This window comes from Flavitalea plasmicola (assembly GCF_030546645.1).
Lineage (GTDB): Bacteria > Bacteroidota > Bacteroidia > Chitinophagales > Chitinophagaceae > Puia.
This window is the reverse complement of sequence record NZ_JAUOTO010000006.1, coordinates 560,228-576,869: the sequence shown is the minus strand read 5'-3', so window position 1 is coordinate 576,869 and position 16,642 is coordinate 560,228. Positions and strand designations below refer to the sequence as shown.

General features: G+C 50.8%; 16 protein-coding genes. 11 read left to right on the top strand and 5 right to left on the bottom strand.

Going from position 1 to position 16,642, the window contains the following annotated elements; genetic code table 11:
• Window positions 1–18: 18 nt before the first annotated feature.
• Both Q4E93_RS24175 and Q4E93_RS24170 read right to left on the bottom strand, forming a co-directional pair.
• Window positions 19–1,269 (bottom strand): glycoside hydrolase family 130 protein, encoded by a 1,251-nt coding sequence (locus Q4E93_RS24175; protein WP_303589717.1) that lies wholly within the window; start codon window positions 1,267–1,269, stop codon window positions 19–21.
• Window positions 1,259–3,106: a sodium:solute symporter family protein gene (locus tag Q4E93_RS24170; protein WP_303589715.1), complete on the bottom strand. Its 1,848-nt coding sequence runs from the start codon at window positions 3,104–3,106 to the stop codon at window positions 1,259–1,261. Before Q4E93_RS24170 ends, Q4E93_RS24175 begins: the two co-directional genes overlap by 11 nt.
• A 307-nt stretch (window positions 3,107–3,413) precedes the next feature.
• On the opposite strand from Q4E93_RS24170, the gene Q4E93_RS24165 reads away from it, so the two are divergent.
• Window positions 3,414–4,292, top strand: a complete 879-nt coding sequence (locus Q4E93_RS24165; protein WP_303589713.1) for a helix-turn-helix domain-containing protein — start codon at window positions 3,414–3,416, stop codon at window positions 4,290–4,292.
• Here the strand turns inward: Q4E93_RS24165 and Q4E93_RS24160 are convergent.
• Window positions 4,289–5,317: a fatty acid desaturase gene (locus Q4E93_RS24160; protein ID WP_303589711.1), complete on the bottom strand. Its 1,029-nt coding sequence runs from the start codon at window positions 5,315–5,317 to the stop codon at window positions 4,289–4,291. The two genes, Q4E93_RS24165 and Q4E93_RS24160, sit on opposite strands and share 4 nt — an antisense overlap.
• A gap of 110 nt (window positions 5,318–5,427) precedes the next feature.
• On the opposite strand from Q4E93_RS24160, the gene Q4E93_RS24155 reads away from it, so the two are divergent.
• Window positions 5,428–6,015 carry a hypothetical protein gene (locus tag Q4E93_RS24155; RefSeq protein ID WP_303589709.1) on the top strand — a complete coding sequence of 196 codons (588 nt, stop codon included), beginning with the start codon at window positions 5,428–5,430 and terminating at the stop codon, window positions 6,013–6,015.
• A gap of 214 nt (window positions 6,016–6,229) precedes the next feature.
• Here the strand turns inward: Q4E93_RS24155 and Q4E93_RS24150 are convergent, their stop codons facing one another.
• A complete protein-coding gene (locus tag Q4E93_RS24150) occupies window positions 6,230–7,099 on the bottom strand; it encodes an alpha/beta hydrolase (protein WP_303589707.1) in 870 nt (289 codons plus the stop codon).
• Window positions 7,100–7,649: 550 nt separating this feature from the next.
• On the opposite strand from Q4E93_RS24150, the gene Q4E93_RS24145 reads away from it, so the two are divergent.
• From Q4E93_RS24145 to Q4E93_RS24120, 6 genes are all read left to right on the top strand, one after another.
• A complete protein-coding gene (locus tag Q4E93_RS24145; RefSeq protein ID WP_303589705.1) occupies window positions 7,650–7,811 on the top strand; it encodes a hypothetical protein in 162 nt (53 codons plus the stop codon).
• Between the two features lie 107 nt (window positions 7,812–7,918).
• Window positions 7,919–8,662 carry a hypothetical protein gene (locus tag Q4E93_RS24140; RefSeq protein WP_303589703.1) on the top strand — a complete coding sequence of 248 codons (744 nt, stop codon included), beginning with the start codon at window positions 7,919–7,921 and terminating at the stop codon, window positions 8,660–8,662.
• Between the two features lie 13 nt (window positions 8,663–8,675).
• Window positions 8,676–9,662, top strand: coding sequence for a hypothetical protein (locus Q4E93_RS24135; RefSeq protein WP_303589701.1), 987 nt, complete (start codon window positions 8,676–8,678; stop codon window positions 9,660–9,662).
• A 31-nt stretch (window positions 9,663–9,693) separates the two neighbouring features.
• Window positions 9,694–11,460 carry an OmpA family protein gene (locus Q4E93_RS24130; protein ID WP_303589699.1) on the top strand — a complete coding sequence of 589 codons (1,767 nt, stop codon included), beginning with the start codon at window positions 9,694–9,696 and terminating at the stop codon, window positions 11,458–11,460.
• 66 nt (window positions 11,461–11,526) lie between these two features.
• Complete coding sequence (locus tag Q4E93_RS24125) at window positions 11,527–12,282, top strand: ABC transporter permease (RefSeq protein WP_303589697.1); 756 nt, start codon at window positions 11,527–11,529, stop codon at window positions 12,280–12,282.
• 2 nt (window positions 12,283–12,284) lie between these two features.
• Complete coding sequence (locus Q4E93_RS24120; RefSeq protein WP_303589695.1) at window positions 12,285–13,184, top strand: ATP-binding cassette domain-containing protein; 900 nt, start codon at window positions 12,285–12,287, stop codon at window positions 13,182–13,184.
• Window positions 13,185–13,193: 9 nt separating this feature from the next.
• Here Q4E93_RS24120 and Q4E93_RS24115 read toward each other — a convergent pair whose 3' ends face one another.
• Window positions 13,194–13,856 (bottom strand): MarC family protein, encoded by a 663-nt coding sequence (locus Q4E93_RS24115; protein ID WP_303589693.1) that lies wholly within the window; start codon window positions 13,854–13,856, stop codon window positions 13,194–13,196.
• 37 nt (window positions 13,857–13,893) lie between these two features.
• Between Q4E93_RS24115 and Q4E93_RS24110 the strand changes: the two genes are divergently transcribed.
• The 3 genes from Q4E93_RS24110 to Q4E93_RS24100 are packed head-to-tail and all read left to right on the top strand — an operon-like array spanning window position 13,894 to window position 16,542.
• Window positions 13,894–14,478, top strand: coding sequence for a peptidylprolyl isomerase (locus tag Q4E93_RS24110; RefSeq protein WP_303589691.1), 585 nt, complete (start codon window positions 13,894–13,896; stop codon window positions 14,476–14,478).
• Window positions 14,475–15,179: a response regulator transcription factor gene (locus Q4E93_RS24105; protein ID WP_303589690.1), complete on the top strand. Its 705-nt coding sequence runs from the start codon at window positions 14,475–14,477 to the stop codon at window positions 15,177–15,179. The genes Q4E93_RS24110 and Q4E93_RS24105 overlap by 4 nt, the downstream gene beginning before the upstream one ends.
• 4 nt (window positions 15,180–15,183) lie before the next feature.
• Window positions 15,184–16,542, top strand: a complete 1,359-nt coding sequence (locus Q4E93_RS24100) for a HAMP domain-containing sensor histidine kinase (RefSeq protein WP_303589689.1) — start codon at window positions 15,184–15,186, stop codon at window positions 16,540–16,542.
• Window positions 16,543–16,642 lie beyond the last annotated feature (100 nt).

Sequence of the window (16,642 nt, the reverse complement as noted above, 5' to 3'; positions counted from 1 at the left end):
TACACCAAAATGTTCAAACTAATTTCCCAAAATTTCAGGGCGGGGGGCGTCTATATAGGCCTTATTGTTGTCGATGATCCGTTGCAGGGTACGGGCCGAGCCGGCGGAATGGTATTCATCGGCGGGGGTATTGACCACGTAATCCAGCAGTTTTTCAACAGTGGTCGTTGCCACATGCATCCGGGTATCGGATGACGCGTAATAAATAAATACGGCACCGTCCTCGTCGGCTATCCATCCGTTGGAGAATACGACATTGGATACATCTCCCACCCTTTCCTCTCCTTTTGGGGCGATGAAATAGCCGCCGGGTCTGTAGATGACCCTGGTGAGGTCGTGGAGGTCCGTCATAAAGAGGTAGAGGGTATAGCGGAGGCCAGCGGCAGTATTCCTTACGCCGTGGGCCAGGTGCAGCCAGCCGAGGCGGGTTCGGAGGGGCGCGGGTCCCAGTCCGTTCTTGGCCTCGTTGATGGTATGATAGATGCGGGGGTCGATGATGGTCTCTTTTTCAACTACGGCATTGGTAATAGAGGCGGAGAGGCCCAGTCCGATGCCGCCTCCGTTGCCGGCATTGATGAATCCGTCCTGAGGCCTGGTGTAAAAAGCATATTTGCCGCCGACCAGCTCAGGATGCAGGACGACATTGCGTTGTTGAGGGGATGGCGTTTGGAGGTCTGCCAGTCTTTCCCAATCGACCATATTCCTGGTGCGGGCAATGCCGCACTGGGCGATGGCCGAGGATTGGTCAGCGGGAGGGGCCGAGGGGTCTTTTCTCTCTGTACAGAAGACCCCATATATATATCCATCTTCGTGCCTGGTGAGCCGGATGTCATAGATATTTGTTTCGGGCTCACCGGAAACGGGCATATGCAAGGGGGAATCCCAGAATTTAAACTGATCAATGCCATTAGGGCTCTCCGCGATGGCAAAAAATGATTTCCTGTCGGAGCCTTCCACGCGGGTGATCAGCAAATAACTATTGTTCCATTTGATCGCGCCGGCATTGAAAACGCCATTGATACCAAAGCGTTCCATCAGGAATGGATTTGTCTTCTCATTCAGATCATAACGCCAGAACAGGGGGGTGTGCGCGGCGGTGAGCACGGGATATTTCCAGCGGTCGAAGATGCCATTGCCCACGCCATTAATCTCATTGGGTCTCGTGATGAGCGCGGTATATTGTGCTTTGAGCTGCGGCAGCCGTCGGTTGAACGTATTCTTCATGTTGTCCATTTTATTGATATTGTACAGGGTTAGATCAGTATTCATTTAGTTTATCCCACCAGGTCTTTTTAAGGATCAAACAGATGATCAGCAGCAGGACCAGTGTGACGAGCAGGGGCCCTTTCAACCATAGTACGATGTACATGGGCAGGATGGTCAGGCATAGCTGTCCTATGATGCCCAGCAAAATATTAAAAGCGTTCAGGCGAAAATTCCGGTTGCCAATGAATGCCGGATCCGCCTTAATCACTTTTTGATGTACGGGTTTCCAGAACCCCCAGGGTCTTACGGTTTTGTAAAACGACATCAAAACGGCCTCTTCGGTGGGCGGCGTGGCATAGCTTCCCAGGACGGAACCTGCCAGGGAAAGCAGGAAGAGGATGGGCCAGTAATAGAGATCCAGGCCTTTCAGCCAGCCGAAGGATTTCAGGACGGCCAGCGCGATGGCGGGGATGATCCCTGCCATCATACCCCAGAAAAATCCGCTGGCGTTGAATCTCCACCAATGCCATTTCAACATATTGGCGGCTACATAGCCTCCGTAAAGCCCCGATACGATCCATTGGAGGACGGTGTTCACATCTTTTACGAAAAGGCCCAATATCACGCCTGTGATCACCACCACCAGGCCGGCCAGGTAGTTCATGGAAATGGTCCTGCGGGTGGAAGCCTGGGGGTTTATGTACTTCAGGTAAATGTCATTTACCATGTAGGCTTGTGCGGCATTGAGCGTACCGGAGAAGGTACCCATGAAAGCTCCCAGCAATCCTGTCAGCACGATGCCCATCAGCCCTACGGGCAGAAAATTATTGATGGTGGCCGGCAAGATCCTTTCGAAGTCTGTTCCATGGCCTGCCTGTAAGCTGTCGCTGATGCGGGGATAGTATAACAAAGCCAGGACGGTAAGACCGATGATCATGGAATAGCGGATCGGCAATAGAATAATGGATACGAAGCCGCTCATCTTACTGGCATCCTGTGGAGAGCGGGTGCTAAGCACTTTCTGCATGTCATAATTCGGCGCAGGTCCAGCCAGGCTGGCAAATATTCCCTTAAAGAGCATCATCATGAAAAACACGCTGAAAAGCGAGAACCCGTCCGCCTGGATCTTTTTATCCGCGTCGTTTACAATATTTCGCCAGTCCAGGTCCAGTCTTACGCCAAAAAAGGGATTGAGCCACCCTTCCGGCACATTGAGGTGATGTCCCCGAAGGCGTATCATGGCGATGATCGCAATACTGATGCAGCCGACGGTCATGAGGCCATATTTGATGACATCGCCCAGCACGATGCTGTGCATGCCGCCCAGGATGGAATAAAACATTGCGAAGAGGGTGAAAATGATACCGTAGAAATGCGGCACGTATTCGGGTGAGACATTAAAAGGTATATAGGGGCGTACGATATCCCAGGGGATGAATACCTGCACGAACTTGCCCAGGCCTACGAACCCATAGGCCATGAAGCCCAGGCAGCTCAGCAGGGCAAAAGCCACGACAATATTATGCGAAGAACGTACGCCGCGGCCCGATGCGCCAAAGCGGCCGGTGAGCCATTCGGCGCCCGTGGTGGCATTGGACCTTCTCATCCAGCGGGACAGGTACATCATCATAAATACCTGGTTAAATACGGGCCATAGCCAGGGGATCCAGATACTTTTCATGCCATAAACAAAGCAGAGGCTGACCATCCACATGGTCCCGGAAATATCGAACATATCGGAAGCATCGCTCAGGCCCAGCATATACCAGGGAAGGGATTTCCCTCCCAGTAAGTAATTTTCCTTGTTCAACCTCGCTTTCTTACGTAAAAGCCAGCCGATCATCACCATGGTGACCAGGTATGCTACGATGATGAGAATATCCGGTAGTTGTAAATTCATGCGACTAAGCTATCACTTTTGACGGGAAGGTCTTGTGAATGTGCCGAGAGGATTTATAACGGCAAATATATGTTCCGGGATTGCCTAAAAACTAATGATATTTTATCCCAGATTGGACGTTAAAGAACTTATCGAAGCAGTATTATATAATGCAATCAATTTAAATACGTGATTTACAGCAGATAGATTAATTTTTACACTTTCACCCTCATCCTATACTATTTTATCCGAACTTTATAGTAATCTGACAATCCTCCTGAGTTACGAGGGTTTGGGATATATTTATTATACCTTAACGAGCGGCTATATGAGCACGAATATCATCAGAGAGATCACACCTCTTACGCAAAACGACTGCTTCACTATTTTTTCCCGTTTAAAAAAAGAGTTCAGTTTCCCTCTTCATTACCATGAAGAGCTGGAATTGAATTTGATCATCAATGCGAGGGGGGCGCGGCGCATTGTAGGTGATCATATCGATGTCATCGACGACCTGGAGCTTGTTTTGGTGGGCCCCAATCTCTACCATGCCTGGTTCACACACCAATGCAAGAGCGAGGAGATCCGGGAAGTGACGATCCAATGGCATAAGGATCTTTTCGAGGACAAGCTGTTGCGGAGGAATCAGCTCAGCTTTATCCGGAGCATGATGGAGCGGTCCCAGAAGGGCATTCTTTTTTCGAGGGAGACAGCAACGGCTGTGGCTCCCCGTATCCTTTCGCTCAACCAGAAGAATGGCTTTGACTCTGTGCTGGAGCTATTGTCCATCCTCCATGACCTCTCTATTTCCCGTAACATGCGCACGTTGTCGGACGCTTCCTTCACCAACGAGCATTTTACGTATAACAGCCGGCGCATTGAAAAGGCCTTTGAATACATGAACAACAATTATGACAAGTCCATAACGCTGGGAGAAGTAGCCAGGCTGGTGAATATGACGGAGGTCTCCTTCAGCCGATTTATCAAGAAACGGACGGGAAATACATTCATCGACAGTCTCAACGAGATAAGATTGGGGCATGCGTCCAGGATGCTTATTGACACTACTCATTCTATTGCGGAGATCTCCTACAACTGCGGGTTCAATAATATTTCCAATTTCAACAGGATCTTCAAGAAGAAAAAGACCTGTACGCCCAAGGAATTCCGGGAGAACTTCAATTCCGGAACGAGGGTATTTATTTAGACGCTGGCCATTGTCCCGCTGCGCTCTGCCGCCACGAGGTCCTGATCCGGCCTGGATTCGTCCGTCAGTTTTACCTTGCCTCTATCCTTTCTGACAACCCGATGATAGAGCGATATTTCCCTGTCGAACAGGAAGCGGAAGAATAATTTCGTCCATGATCTGTGCGAATAAAGGCTGTCGTAATAGCCGGGAGCGGTCTTTTTGATCTGGGGCAATTTATTCCAGGGAATGGAAGGGAAATCATGGTGTTCATTGTGATAACCCACATTGAACGCGACAACATTCAATACACCATAATAGCTGAATGTCTCCTGTTCTTCGTCATGGGTGAGGTAGTGTTCCTGGATCCAACGGGCGCCCAAGGGGTGCAGGCCGACGGAGAAGAAGAAGCTGGCGAGGAGGTAAACGATGGCTTTAGGGCCAAAGGCATACCAGATACCGGCGGTGAAAGCGATCTCGGCCAGCCAGTTCAGTGCTACCCATTTATCAAAGGGCTTGATCTCCTTAAGACGGGAAATACGAAATACCTGGAAAACGGGATAGAACAGCAGCCAGATCACCTTTCCAACGAAATAGTTATTGATCAGCTTTGCCTCCCACTTATTGGGCAGGTCGGCATCCAGCTCGTGAACGCCTTGGAAAGAATGATGTTTGATATGGTAGCGCTCGAAGGATACGCTGCTGGGGAAGATCTGGGGAAGGTTGGCCAGGATGCCGGAAAGGCGATTGGAGGCCCTGCTCTTAAAAAGGAGGTGATGCGCACACTCGTGGATCATGACGAACAGGGAGTGATCTGCAAAGGCTCCCAGCAAATAGGCGGCACCGAACACGATCCACCATGACTGAGCGCTTACGAGCCCCGCCAGTACTATCTGAAAGCCTACGAGACCTAATATGGCGAAAAAGGTATATTTATTCTTTCCGATGAGTTGGCGGACTTCGGGGTGTTGCTTAAGGATCTGTCTTGTTCGGAGACGGTGGGGCTCTTGCTTTGTTGAATGGACGAAATCAGTTTTCCTTGACATAGATGCAATTATGGAGATTTTCTAAGTGAATCAAGATACTATAAAAAACGATAAATTACCTTGTGCCGGCCAGGTTTTTGTATTATTTTGGCATTCAAAGTCAATATCCCATGAAGACAAAAGTACCCTTAACGGTCATCCTGACCTTATTTGTATCTATTCCTGCCGTATTTTCCCAGCCCGACACGGTAAAGATAAAGCAAAGGGCCCTATTTTTCGCTGACAGCCTAATTAAGACGGATGCTTATAAGAGTTGGTCCGCCTATGCGGATCTGGCCCCTTTGAGTGTTTTGAAGCACTATGGGGGGAAAGATGGTTTTATCGAGCATATCCAGAAGTCCTATGCACGGACTGTCAGCTCTATAGAGGAACCTCCCGCGGAGGTGAGTGTCATGACCCTGAAATCAAAGGACGATCAATGGCAATGCGTTATCCGTGAATCCCGCTTTATCCACCGCGAGGACAAGAAATTTCATCTCGTCACCTATCTCCTAGCCCAGTCCAAGGATGAGGGTGAGACCTGGCGGCTTTTCGACCTCAACTACAATAAGGTGGCCAATGTCATTTTTATGATGCCGGATATTATCGATGATCTTCCAATACCGGAGCCTTATACCATTTCTGAAGAAGAAGAGCTGGCCAAACAGCACGCTGCGGCTACCCCTGTAGGGAAGAAGGCTGCTCCCAAAAAGAAATGAACCTCTCCGGACGACATTTGTCGAGGTTCTTTCTAAGGGTATTACTAAGTTTTCATTAAAGTTTGATCCTAAAGTGTAAACTCTTAGGCGTAGAATCTAAATATAGAGGCAATCCTGATGTAGCTTTGTCTCTTCATAGGATAAGGTTTAATGGTTAAAACACTTTGATTAGTATGTCCCCGGTAGTCTTGCCGGGGACTTTTTTTGTGCCTGGTTATTGTTTTTTGGACGTCAATAAATTCATATCCGCCATCCAATCTGCCATACGCTGCGGCCATGTCTTCACGGCCTGCAGTTTGCTGCGATTGCCCATATTGAAGCCATGGCTGCCTCCCGAAAGAATGTGGGCTTCCACAGGAGCTTTTGCCTCCCGGTACCTTTCCAATAGTTTTACGATGGGGACGGCGCAGCATTCGTCATCATTTGCGGCGATGAGAAAGGCGGGAGGTGCGTCTTTAGGAACCATGTCCGGTATCCCCAGGGGCCCGGGGTATACCAGCATTTGAAAATTGGGCCTGCCATTGAGTCGGTCGATAGGATCGGATGCATGCGGGTCTCCCATACCGGGAGCATAGGCCACCAGCGCGACGACCTCGCCTCCCGCGGAAAATCCCAGCATGCCCACTCTTCCTGTATCTACTCCCCATTCATTGGCTCTGCTGCGTACGAGCCGCATGGCCCTGTAAGCATCCATCTTTACGTCTTTTTCCAGGCTATAGGAGGAATCCTGTCTAAAGAGTCTATACTTCAACACGAAGGCTGCCACGCCCAGGCTATTGAGGTAGAGAGCAGCGTCCCGTCCTTCGGCATTGTATACCAGCAGCCGGTGGCCTCCTCCCGGGCAGATGACGACGGCGGCTCCCGTGGCTTTTTCCTTTGGGGGCAGGTAAACGGCGATAGAGGGATTGTGGATGGTCTTTACCCAATAGTCTTTTGCCTCTTCGGGAATATTGCGCCTGCTCTCGAATCCCGGAGCGCCATTGAGCCAGAGGGGGACCTGGAGCGGGGTGTTCTGGGCGGAGCAGGATAAGGTCAGCAAGGTGAAAATGAGCGAGGGCAGGGCGCGTGAAACTCTTATGTGCATGGTGCGTGTTTTAAATAAAGTGGTTTGTAGTGTACAGGAAGTTACATAAATGCAACAACGTATCAATACAAAATCGGGAAACCCTTACTGGGCTTGGTTTACACCGTTCTTTATGCAACTGGGTAACAATCCCTGCCCGCTGCAAAAGGCACAATTACCGCTCCTAAAGCCCGGCAGCCATTCATAAGTCCAAAAATACCGCTCAGACCCGATATTTCGCGCTCAGCCACCTATTTTGCCGTTTATCCCAGGTACTTAACCGATGTTCCACAAAAAGGACCGATCCACCCGTATGTACTAACAATGAGGGGCAAACCCGATATATCTTTACTCCATCAAACAAAACGGAGCTAGTCTCCCACCGAACATGAAATCTTATATGGAGTTTTTATCTGGCTATTATCCACTCGACCTGGCCAGACTACCGGAAATCTCCAGCTGCTAGAAAGTTCCCCAGCAAAATTCCGCAAGTAACCAGGTAAGGGTCGGCAACGCCCGGGAAGCGCATACACCTTTACGAAACAACGCTTATTTTTTAATCAGTCAGAAAATGAAAAAGATCATTGGAGCTATAGCCCTGTTGTGCTCTATCGCCATCTTCCTTATCCTTCGCCAGTTGACAAACAGTCAAGCCAAGGCGCCTGGCCGGAAGGTCAATGTCACCGCCATCATGCGGGAAAATATCCTCCTTACCACTATGCTGATGCAATAACGCCGGGACAATAGTTACCACGGTGTGCTATAACCGCCAACGGTTGTGCCTGGCGTAGCTATGCCCTAACGATAAAGACTTTTTGTTAACCACTAAAATCAACAACCATGGCAAGTTTTGGAAAAAAGATCCTGTCGGCATTCATAGAGGTGACACCCCCCGACAAGACGGCAACTACCGACAACAATAAACAAACAGCAAACGCAGGTGCGGCGGGCGGAGAGCAGAGTCGTGCGGCATCGCCCGGACAGGGAGAGGGCGCCGGTGCGGAGGGAGGGGGTGCGCAGGGAGGTTCCGAGGGGAACGTAAGCCCAGGTGGAACGAGCGCCGGAAATACAGGCGTAAGCACTGTGCGTGGAGATACCCGTATGGAAGAATATTTCGACAAGCTGTTCAGCGAGGCGAATATTCCCGGTCCCGACTACTTCGAGTTCTCGAAGATGGTGGCGGCCCTGAAAGCGGTGCCTGATGAATTCTCCCGGTTTTGCGCCGCCTATGCGGGCCTGCAGGTCCAGGGCCTGACGAAGGAGAAACTATTGTCCACCGCGGAGGAATACCTGCGGGTACTGGACGCGGACGCGGCGCGATTCCATTCCACCGTAGAGGCCGCCTTGCAGGAAAAAGTGCATGGCAAAAAAGCAGCGGCGGAAGAAAAGAGCGAACGGATCCGGACCCTTTCGAAAGAGATCAGTGAACTCCAAAACCAGATCGTCGCCCTGCAGGCTGAGATCAGGGAAAGTGAGCAGAAGATCACGGGCAGGTCCGGTGATTATACGGCGGAAAGCGCTGCCAGAAAGCAGCAGATAGCCGGAGACATCGAGAAGATAAAACAATATATACATCAACGTTAAAAACCAAATGACCATGAACAAGCTGATTGAAAAAACAAAGACTCCCGGCTGGTGGAGCGAACCTAAGAATATCGCCACGGCCATCATCGGTCTGTCCCTTTTTGCGGGGCTGGCCTATGGGTTCCTCACTTACGTACTGCCCTGGCTGGTGACGGTGACCTGGAACCTGGTAAACCTCATCATCGGCGGTGTGGTGATGGGATTTCTGCTGATGATCGTCAGCAGCAGGAAGTTCTGGCGTGCCCTGAAGTATTTCTCGGCCTTCATCGCCAACTATTCTATCGGGCTGGCCATCGAGCTAAACCCATTCAACATCCTGCAGGCGAAGATTGACCAGGGATATAAGGACAGGGAGATCCTGTTCCGTCAATCCGGTCGTCTAAAAGGCAAGCAGAGCGAGCTGATGGAAAAGCTAGGTGAAAAAGAAAAGGAATTGCAGCTCAATATAAAGAAAGTGAAGATCCTTCAGTCGGAGAACGCCAATAGCAGGCAGATCGACCTGTACGCCAACAATGTGATTCGTTGCCGAGAGTACATCGATAATGTTACGCCTATCGTAGGCGACCTGAACAAGCTGGTAAGCTTTGCCGATGCTGCTTATGAAGAGAGCGGCATCATGCTGGAAGATGCCAAGCTGGACCTGGAGGCAAAGAAGGACCTCTATTATTCCGTCACCACGGGGCTTTCTGCCGTCACCAGCGCCATGAAGGCTTTCAAGGGGGACGATGAGCTAAACCAGGATGCGGAAAAGGCCCTGGCCATCTTAAAAGTCAACATCGGTGAAAAGATCGGGCATATCAAGTCCGCCATCGATGTCACCTCCCGGTTCATGGACGACAAGAACCTGGAGGATAAAGCGAAATCCGCCCAGGCGATCGAGCTGATCAACAGCTTTGACATGGGAAAGGATTTCAATTACAGCGGCAGAGCCATGAAGGAGGATAATGGGAGGCTGAAGGATGTCAAGACTCCCGACCGCTATAAAGGCTTATTAGATTAATTAATTATTTAAACCAGTAAAACACAAACATATGTCAGTCAAAATCAAACCCGCCGGAAAATTGCTCATCATCGCTGCCGTAGTTACGGCAGGCATACTGAGCGTCAAATGGTATCAGGGTCGTCCGAAAGAAGCCGGGAAGGCCGTCGAGGTCGGTAAGGTAATTTTACCCGATGCCCCTGAAGCTTCGTTGAAAGGCGACGCCGTCCTTATTCCCCTCCCTGATAATGCCGATGCCGTCAATGGCGGTACGCGTATCACCTGGGAGCGCATGGCCTGGAACAGCCAGTTCTCCGGTATGTATGCCAACGGTGGCATACGTACGACAAAGAACTCCCTGTTTGACAAGGCGCACCTGGACATCTCATATGTAAGGCAGGACGACTGCAATAAGCAGATGGCCGACCTGGTGAAGTTCGCCGGGGAGTATAAGAACAACCCTAATGAGACGGGTGTCCTCATCACCTTCATGGGTGACGGTATGCCTGCCTTTATGAGCTCTTTGTCCAAGGAGCTGGAACCCCTGGGTGCCGAGTATCAGCCGATTATTATCCCAGTGGCGCACGGTAAATCGTATGGCGAGGACCAGGTGATGGGCCCTTTATCCTGGAAACAGGACCCCCACAATGCCATTGGCAAATGCGTAGCCGGTGTGCTGAGGGACGGCGACGTCAATATCCTGCTGAAGTGGGCTGGGGACAATGGCCTCAAGGTCAACCCTGACGAGACCACTTATGATGCTACCGCCATTAACCTGATCGCTGCCAGTGACTTCCTGGATGCGCCGAATAAATATATCACGGGATATACGGAAAGCAGGAAAGTGGTAGCCGGTGGTAAGACGACGGGCCGGGATACCGTCGTAGGCGTGGATGCTGTTGCTACCTGGACACCGGGCGACGTGAACGTCGCCACGAAGAAGGGTGGGTTGGTGACCATCGCCAATACGAGGCAATATGCTTCGCAGATGCCCAACCAGACGATTGCTATCAAAAAATGGGCTAATGATCACCGTACGGACATCGAGAACATGATCATTGCGCTGGCGCAGGCAGGAGACCAGGTACGCAGCTTCAACGAGGCGAAGCAATTCGCCGCGGAGGTCAGCGCCAAGCTCTACCAGGAGAAGGACGCCGCCTACTGGCTGAAGTACTATAATGGCGTAGCCGAAAAGGATATCCGTGGTATGACGGTGAACCTGGGTGGTTCGACCGTATTCAACCTTGCGGACATGGCCAATACCTATGGGTTGGGCAATGACAAGGTAGACCGCTATAAGGCCGTCTACAATACTTTCGGCAACCTGATGGTGAAGATGTACCCTTCCATCATGCCCAGCTTTATGCCTTATGAAAAGGCGGTGGACAAATCCTTCCTTCTCAGTGTGATCTCCAATCACCCTGAATTACTGGAAGGGAAGGCCATCGAAACGAAATATGCGGATCAGATCACGGAAGCCGTGTCCTCGCGCAGCTACCACATTGAGTTCGAGACAGGATCCGCCATCATCCGGCCGTCCTCTTACAGGACGCTGGACGAGATCTTCGAATCGGCCGTAGTAGCGGAGGGTCTGAAACTGGGAGTCAACGGTTATACAGACAATAATGGTACCGATGCCATCAACCTCCCCCTTTCCGAAAAGAGGGCAGCCGCTGTCAAGGATTATTTAGTCCATAAGGGTTTGAAGGACGGCCGTATCGATGCCAGGGGTTTTGGCGCCGCCAAGCCTGTGGCCGACAACAGGACCGAAGAGGGCCGCAGCCGCAACCGTCGCGTAGAGATCGTGCTGGGTAATTAATGTAAGTGGACTTTAGATTGTTTAACCGGGGGCGGTTTGTCGCCGCCCCCATTAATTGTACGTGCTATGTTCAAACCTTTTGAAAGGATCCACCGGACCACGGTCATTATGCTGGTAGCAATACAGGTGATCGTGCTGCTTTCAATATGGCAGGCTGCTCCGGTGGGTCTTATACCTTCGCCTTTGCGGATCGGGGAAGCCCTGGGAGGGCTCTTTACCAGCAGTCTGCTGTGGGACAATGTGCTGGTGAGCCTGTTGCTGACATTGAAAGCCCTGTTTTATTCGGTGTTGATCACCCTCGTGTTCTCGTATCTGTCGGTAGTGCCTTTTTTCCGGCCGCTCGCCCATTTCATCGTGAAGTGCAGGTATCTTACCCTAACGGGCCTCATCTTCATTTTCACGTTGCTGACGAGGGATGGCAGTCAGCTGAAGCTCTCGTTGCTGGTCTTCGGCATCGTGCCCTTCTTTACGACTTCATTCCTCTCTGTGATCCTGCAGACCAATGCACAGGAGTTCGAGCTTTGTCAGACCTTGGGATACAGCCGCTGGCAGAGCCTGTATGAAGTGATCGTCGTTGGTAAGGCCGACCAGGTTTTTGAGGTCGTACGGCAAAACTTTGCCATTGCCTGGATGATGATCACTATGGTAGAGGGATTGAGCATGAGCGAAGGGGGCATCGGTACGCTGCTGATCAAGTATAATAAATACAATGACCTGGTGCATGTGATCGCCTTACAGGCCGTGATCTTTGGCCTGGGACTTTTCTTTGATCACCTTTTGGGAAGACTCCGCCATTGGTTCTTCCCATATACAAAATTGTAATCATGACTATTTATAGCAAGGGGGAAACGCTTCTTCAGGTGAAAAACATTTCCCTCACTTATGACAATAAATGCATCCTGAGCGATATCAATTTCAGCATCGACGACATAATCCGGCCAGGCATACAGCAGGGACAGGTGGTTTCGCTGATCGGGCGCAGCGGGATTGGCAAGACACAGCTTTTTCGTATCCTCTCAGGTCTTCAAAAGCCGGATAAGGGAGAGATCCTTGTCCGCGGATGTCCGGAAAACGGGTCGCCGAAAAATATAACCCGTTTTCCGGATAGCGCTAATATCTGTCCTTCGGACGACGAACCTCCGGTTCGTTCTGGCAAACCGTGGACCTTGCGTCCTGTGCATGCGGGGGATATGGGCGTCATCTTTCAGAACTACTATCAGTTTGGATGGAGGACCGTGGAACAATCCCTGCGGTTGGCGGCGCATCAGAATAAGGCACTGATGGGTGCTGAAAACGACGCTATATTGGAATATGCGGCACAATTCGATCTTTCAGATGTCCTGAAGCGCTATCCGAAGCAGCTGTCCGGTGGTCAGCAACAAAGGGTCAGCATCATTCAACAGCTCCTGAAGGGATCTGATTTTCTTTTGCTGGATGAGCCATTTTCGGGTCTGGACGTCTGTGTGCTGGATAAGGTGGTGAGTCTTCTGTTGAAAGTATCGCTGTCCCATGAGTTCAAAACGCTGATCATTGTTTCGCATGATATCGTTACGACGGTGGCTATATCCGATACGGTGTTCATCCTGGGTAAAAAAAATGGTCTGGAGGGTTCAACCATCGTGCAGAGCATCGACCTGATGGAAAGGGGGCTGGCATGGCAGGAGCATGTGCAGGAGAAAAAGGCTTTTACGGAGACTATCCGGGAGATCAAGGCTTGTCTATAGAGGGTGGCATCAAGTCTTCAGCAGGGTCCTGATGCCGGCGGAGGCGATCTGCATCCCAATGCAAAAGACCAGGAAGGCGCTGAGCCTGTTTACGATCTGTTCGCCCCTGGGTCCCAATCTTTTGATCAGGCGTGGCGTATTGGCATAACAGATATAGATTAACAGGCAAATGAGGAGGACGGCAATGAAAAGTGCGACCAGCTTTACCAGGTGCTTGCTGATGTCATTGTCTTCACCGTGAGCGCTGAGGGTCAGCAGGACAGAGATAGTACCGGCTCCGGTGGTCATGGGAAAGGACACAGGATAGAAGAGGATGTTCTCGATGTCACCGGCCTTTCTTTCCGGCTGGGCCGTCTCTTTACTGCTTTTGATGGCATCCTCGGTGGTCAGCAGCTGCCACCCCATCCGGCAGATCATGAGGCCGCCGGCCAGCTGGACAATAGGAATGGAGATACCGAAAAGCTCCATTATATAGGTGCCGATTAGGATGGATACCGTGCAGATGAGGAAACAATAAAAGGCTATTCTTTTTGAAGCGGCCCTGCGTTCCGGGCCGTTCAGGCCCATGAGCAGAGGGTCGACGATGAAGGCCGAGCCCACCGGGTTGACTGCCGGAAACAGTGAAATGAACCCTGTGAATACCAATTGCAGAAAAGGGAAGTCCAATTGCATTCGTGAATATCGCTATTATTTAGGTAATTTGAGGCGTATGCGAATCACGATTTTTTTGATATGTACCTTTTTTTTGTCGTCCTGCGGCGGCGGTGATAGTAAGCAACCACATGTGCGGATCAAGACCGCTGCGGGTGATATTGAAGTGGAGCTATATCCCGCGCAGGCGCCAAAGACGGTGGCGGCTTTTTTATCTTATGTCGACTCTGGTTTTTACCGCAATAGTTCCTTCTACCGGGTGCTGAATGATGACAACCAGTCTTCGGAGGCCGCTAAATCCGAATTGATCCAGGGAGGTATCTGGCGGACGGATCAAAAGAGGGCTTCCTCTCTTCCAGGGATACCCCATGAGAGCACGCAACAGACCCATATCCTGCACAAGGATGGGGTGATCTCACTGGCGCGTACGACACCCGGTACGGCTACGACGGAATTCTTTATCTGTGTGGGAGATCAGCCGGGGTTTGACTATGGGGGTGACAATAACCCTGACGGGCAGGGCTACGCGGCTTTTGGAAAGGTCGTTAAGGGCATGGATATTGTGCGGAATATTTATGCAAGGCCGGAGAATAACCAGGCCTTTGATCCGCCGGTGGCTATTTATGAAATTGTAAGAAAATGAACACCCGTATATTACTTATTGAAGACGAGCATTCCGTGGCCGCTGTCATAAAGAAGGCCCTGATGGAAGATCAATATGATGTCTCTGTCGCCATGGATGGAGCATCCGCCTGGGATCATATTTCCCGCTTCACCTACGAGCTTTTCATCCTGGATGTCATGCTGCCAGGCGGCAATGGCATGGACCTGTGCCGAAGGATACGTGAACAGGGGATCCGCACGCCTGTATTGATGCTGACGGCGCTTGGTTCGGTGGACAATATTGTAATGGGGCTGGATGCCGGGGCGGACGACTACCTTACCAAACCTTTCAAAATAGCGGAATTGCTGGCCAGGGTCCGATCGCTGCTGCGCCGGGTCCCGGCAGGCCCTTCTCCCGAAGCCAGCCATGGCCATGCGCGGAATGTGCTTGTATTCTCCGATATTACGCTGAACCTGGATGAGAAGAATGCGCAACGGGGTGGCAGGACCATCGATCTTACCGCCACGGAATTCAGGCTGCTGGAATATTTGATGCGAAATCCCAGAAAGGTGCTTTCCAGGATGGATATTCTCGAGAAGGTATGGGGTTATGACTTCAATCTGAATACCAAGTCGGTGGACGTTTATATCAATTATTTACGCAAAAAGCTGGATGATGCGCCCGGCGGACGCGTTATTCGCACCGTTGTCGGCATGGGTTACATTTTAAAAGACGAATGACCCTATGAAGATCCAATTAAAGATCACTCTTCTTTTTACGTTGCTCTGTCTTTCCGTCATTGTGATGCTGAGCACGGCCATCTATTATTTCGCCAACGAGAAGGCCTTTCAGGATTTCTATACCCGCCTGGAGCTGAGGGCTGTAGTTGCTTCTAAAATAAACTTTGACATCAATGAGCAAAGCCAGGATGCCTATGAAAAATTACGCAGGCAGCATCTGCAGCGGCTGCCGGAAGAGGAAGAGTATCTCATAAGGACGGACACGCTCGACAGGATAAGGAACACCGTCTTATACAAGACTGCGGGGAAAAAGTTCTTTGCCGATGCACAAAAAGATGGGAAAGCGGTAAGCAGGCATCATTTCCAGTTTTTTGCAGGCATCGTTCATTCGGCCAGGCAAGGGGAATACCTCATCATCGTCTCGGCGGTGCACAGCTACGCGCAAAATTTTCTTTTGAACCTCTTCAGGATCCTGGTGACGGCGTGTATCATTTCTACCATCGTGCTTTTCAGCATTGGCCTCCTCTTTTCCCGGCAGGTGCTTTCCCCTATCCGGAATATCGCGAAAAGAGTGACCAATATCAGCGTCACGTCCTTGCATGAGCGCCTGGAGGTCCGGAGCGGGAAAGACGAAATATCTTTTCTCGCTACCACTTTTAATGATATGCTTTCCCGGCTGGAGACGGCATTTGAGACACAAAATAATTTTGTCAGCAATGCTTCGCACGAGCTGAATACGCCTTTAACGGCCATTATTGGAGAGGCGGATCTATCGCTGGCGAGACAGCGTGATCCCGAGGAATACCGGGAGGCCCTGCGGATCATTATGAGCGAGGCCGAAAAATTAAAAGCTATTACGAGCGGGCTGCTGGAACTGGCGCAGTCCAGCTTTCATGGCACGCTGGTGTATGAGCAGGTGGGCGTAGACGAGCTGGTCCACAACAGTCTGCAAGTGGTCTGGAACGTATATCCGAAATGTCCCGTAAAGCTGGACCTGAGTCTGCGTCCGGAGGTCAGTCGTGAACTGACCATACGGGGGAATGCCCAGCTATTCGAGCTGGCGCTCTCCAATGTGCTTTTGAATGCCTGTAAGTATTCCGGGGAAAAACTGGTGGCCTTTGCTGTCGCAGCCAGCAAAACGCATGTCATTTTTATCATCAGTGACCAGGGCATTGGCATTCCGTCCGCCGACCTCAAGCATATTTTCGACCCTTTCTTCAGGGCGTCCAATGTCAAAAATACCCGTGGCTATGGCATTGGTCTACCGCTGGCCCGCAATATCGTCAACCTTTATAAGGGGAGCATCGAAATACATTCCAAGGAAAATATCGGCACCGAAGTGATCATCAAATTCCCTCTTTAGCCGCGTCCGCGCAGGTTTCTTACCGGATTCTTACCGAACTTTTATTCCTTCCCAATTTCTTTTTTACCGCTTTCTTACGCCGGGAGCGCATCTTGCCGTC

What these genes read in the sequence shown, in the direction of transcription:
- Q4E93_RS24175 (WP_303589717.1), bottom strand. Translation starts at nt 1,269, where the DNA reads ATGAATACTGATCTAACCCTGTACAATATCAATAAAATGGACAACATG.
- Q4E93_RS24170 (WP_303589715.1), bottom strand. Translation starts at nt 3,106, where the DNA reads ATGAATTTACAACTACCGGATATTCTCATCATCGTAGCATACCTGGTC.
- Q4E93_RS24165 (WP_303589713.1), top strand. Translation starts at nt 3,414, where the DNA reads ATGAGCACGAATATCATCAGAGAGATCACACCTCTTACGCAAAACGAC.
- Q4E93_RS24160 (WP_303589711.1), bottom strand. Translation starts at nt 5,317, where the DNA reads ATGTCAAGGAAAACTGATTTCGTCCATTCAACAAAGCAAGAGCCCCAC.
- Q4E93_RS24155 (WP_303589709.1), top strand. Translation starts at nt 5,428, where the DNA reads ATGAAGACAAAAGTACCCTTAACGGTCATCCTGACCTTATTTGTATCT.
- Q4E93_RS24150 (WP_303589707.1), bottom strand. Translation starts at nt 7,099, where the DNA reads ATGCACATAAGAGTTTCACGCGCCCTGCCCTCGCTCATTTTCACCTTG.
- Q4E93_RS24145 (WP_303589705.1), top strand. Translation starts at nt 7,650, where the DNA reads ATGAAAAAGATCATTGGAGCTATAGCCCTGTTGTGCTCTATCGCCATC.
- Q4E93_RS24140 (WP_303589703.1), top strand. Translation starts at nt 7,919, where the DNA reads ATGGCAAGTTTTGGAAAAAAGATCCTGTCGGCATTCATAGAGGTGACA.
- Q4E93_RS24135 (WP_303589701.1), top strand. Translation starts at nt 8,676, where the DNA reads ATGAACAAGCTGATTGAAAAAACAAAGACTCCCGGCTGGTGGAGCGAA.
- Q4E93_RS24130 (WP_303589699.1), top strand. Translation starts at nt 9,694, where the DNA reads ATGTCAGTCAAAATCAAACCCGCCGGAAAATTGCTCATCATCGCTGCC.
- Q4E93_RS24125 (WP_303589697.1), top strand. Translation starts at nt 11,527, where the DNA reads ATGTTCAAACCTTTTGAAAGGATCCACCGGACCACGGTCATTATGCTG.
- Q4E93_RS24120 (WP_303589695.1), top strand. Translation starts at nt 12,285, where the DNA reads ATGACTATTTATAGCAAGGGGGAAACGCTTCTTCAGGTGAAAAACATT.
- Q4E93_RS24115 (WP_303589693.1), bottom strand. Translation starts at nt 13,856, where the DNA reads ATGCAATTGGACTTCCCTTTTCTGCAATTGGTATTCACAGGGTTCATT.
- Q4E93_RS24110 (WP_303589691.1), top strand. Translation starts at nt 13,894, where the DNA reads ATGCGAATCACGATTTTTTTGATATGTACCTTTTTTTTGTCGTCCTGC.
- Q4E93_RS24105 (WP_303589690.1), top strand. Translation starts at nt 14,475, where the DNA reads ATGAACACCCGTATATTACTTATTGAAGACGAGCATTCCGTGGCCGCT.
- Q4E93_RS24100 (WP_303589689.1), top strand. Translation starts at nt 15,184, where the DNA reads ATGAAGATCCAATTAAAGATCACTCTTCTTTTTACGTTGCTCTGTCTT.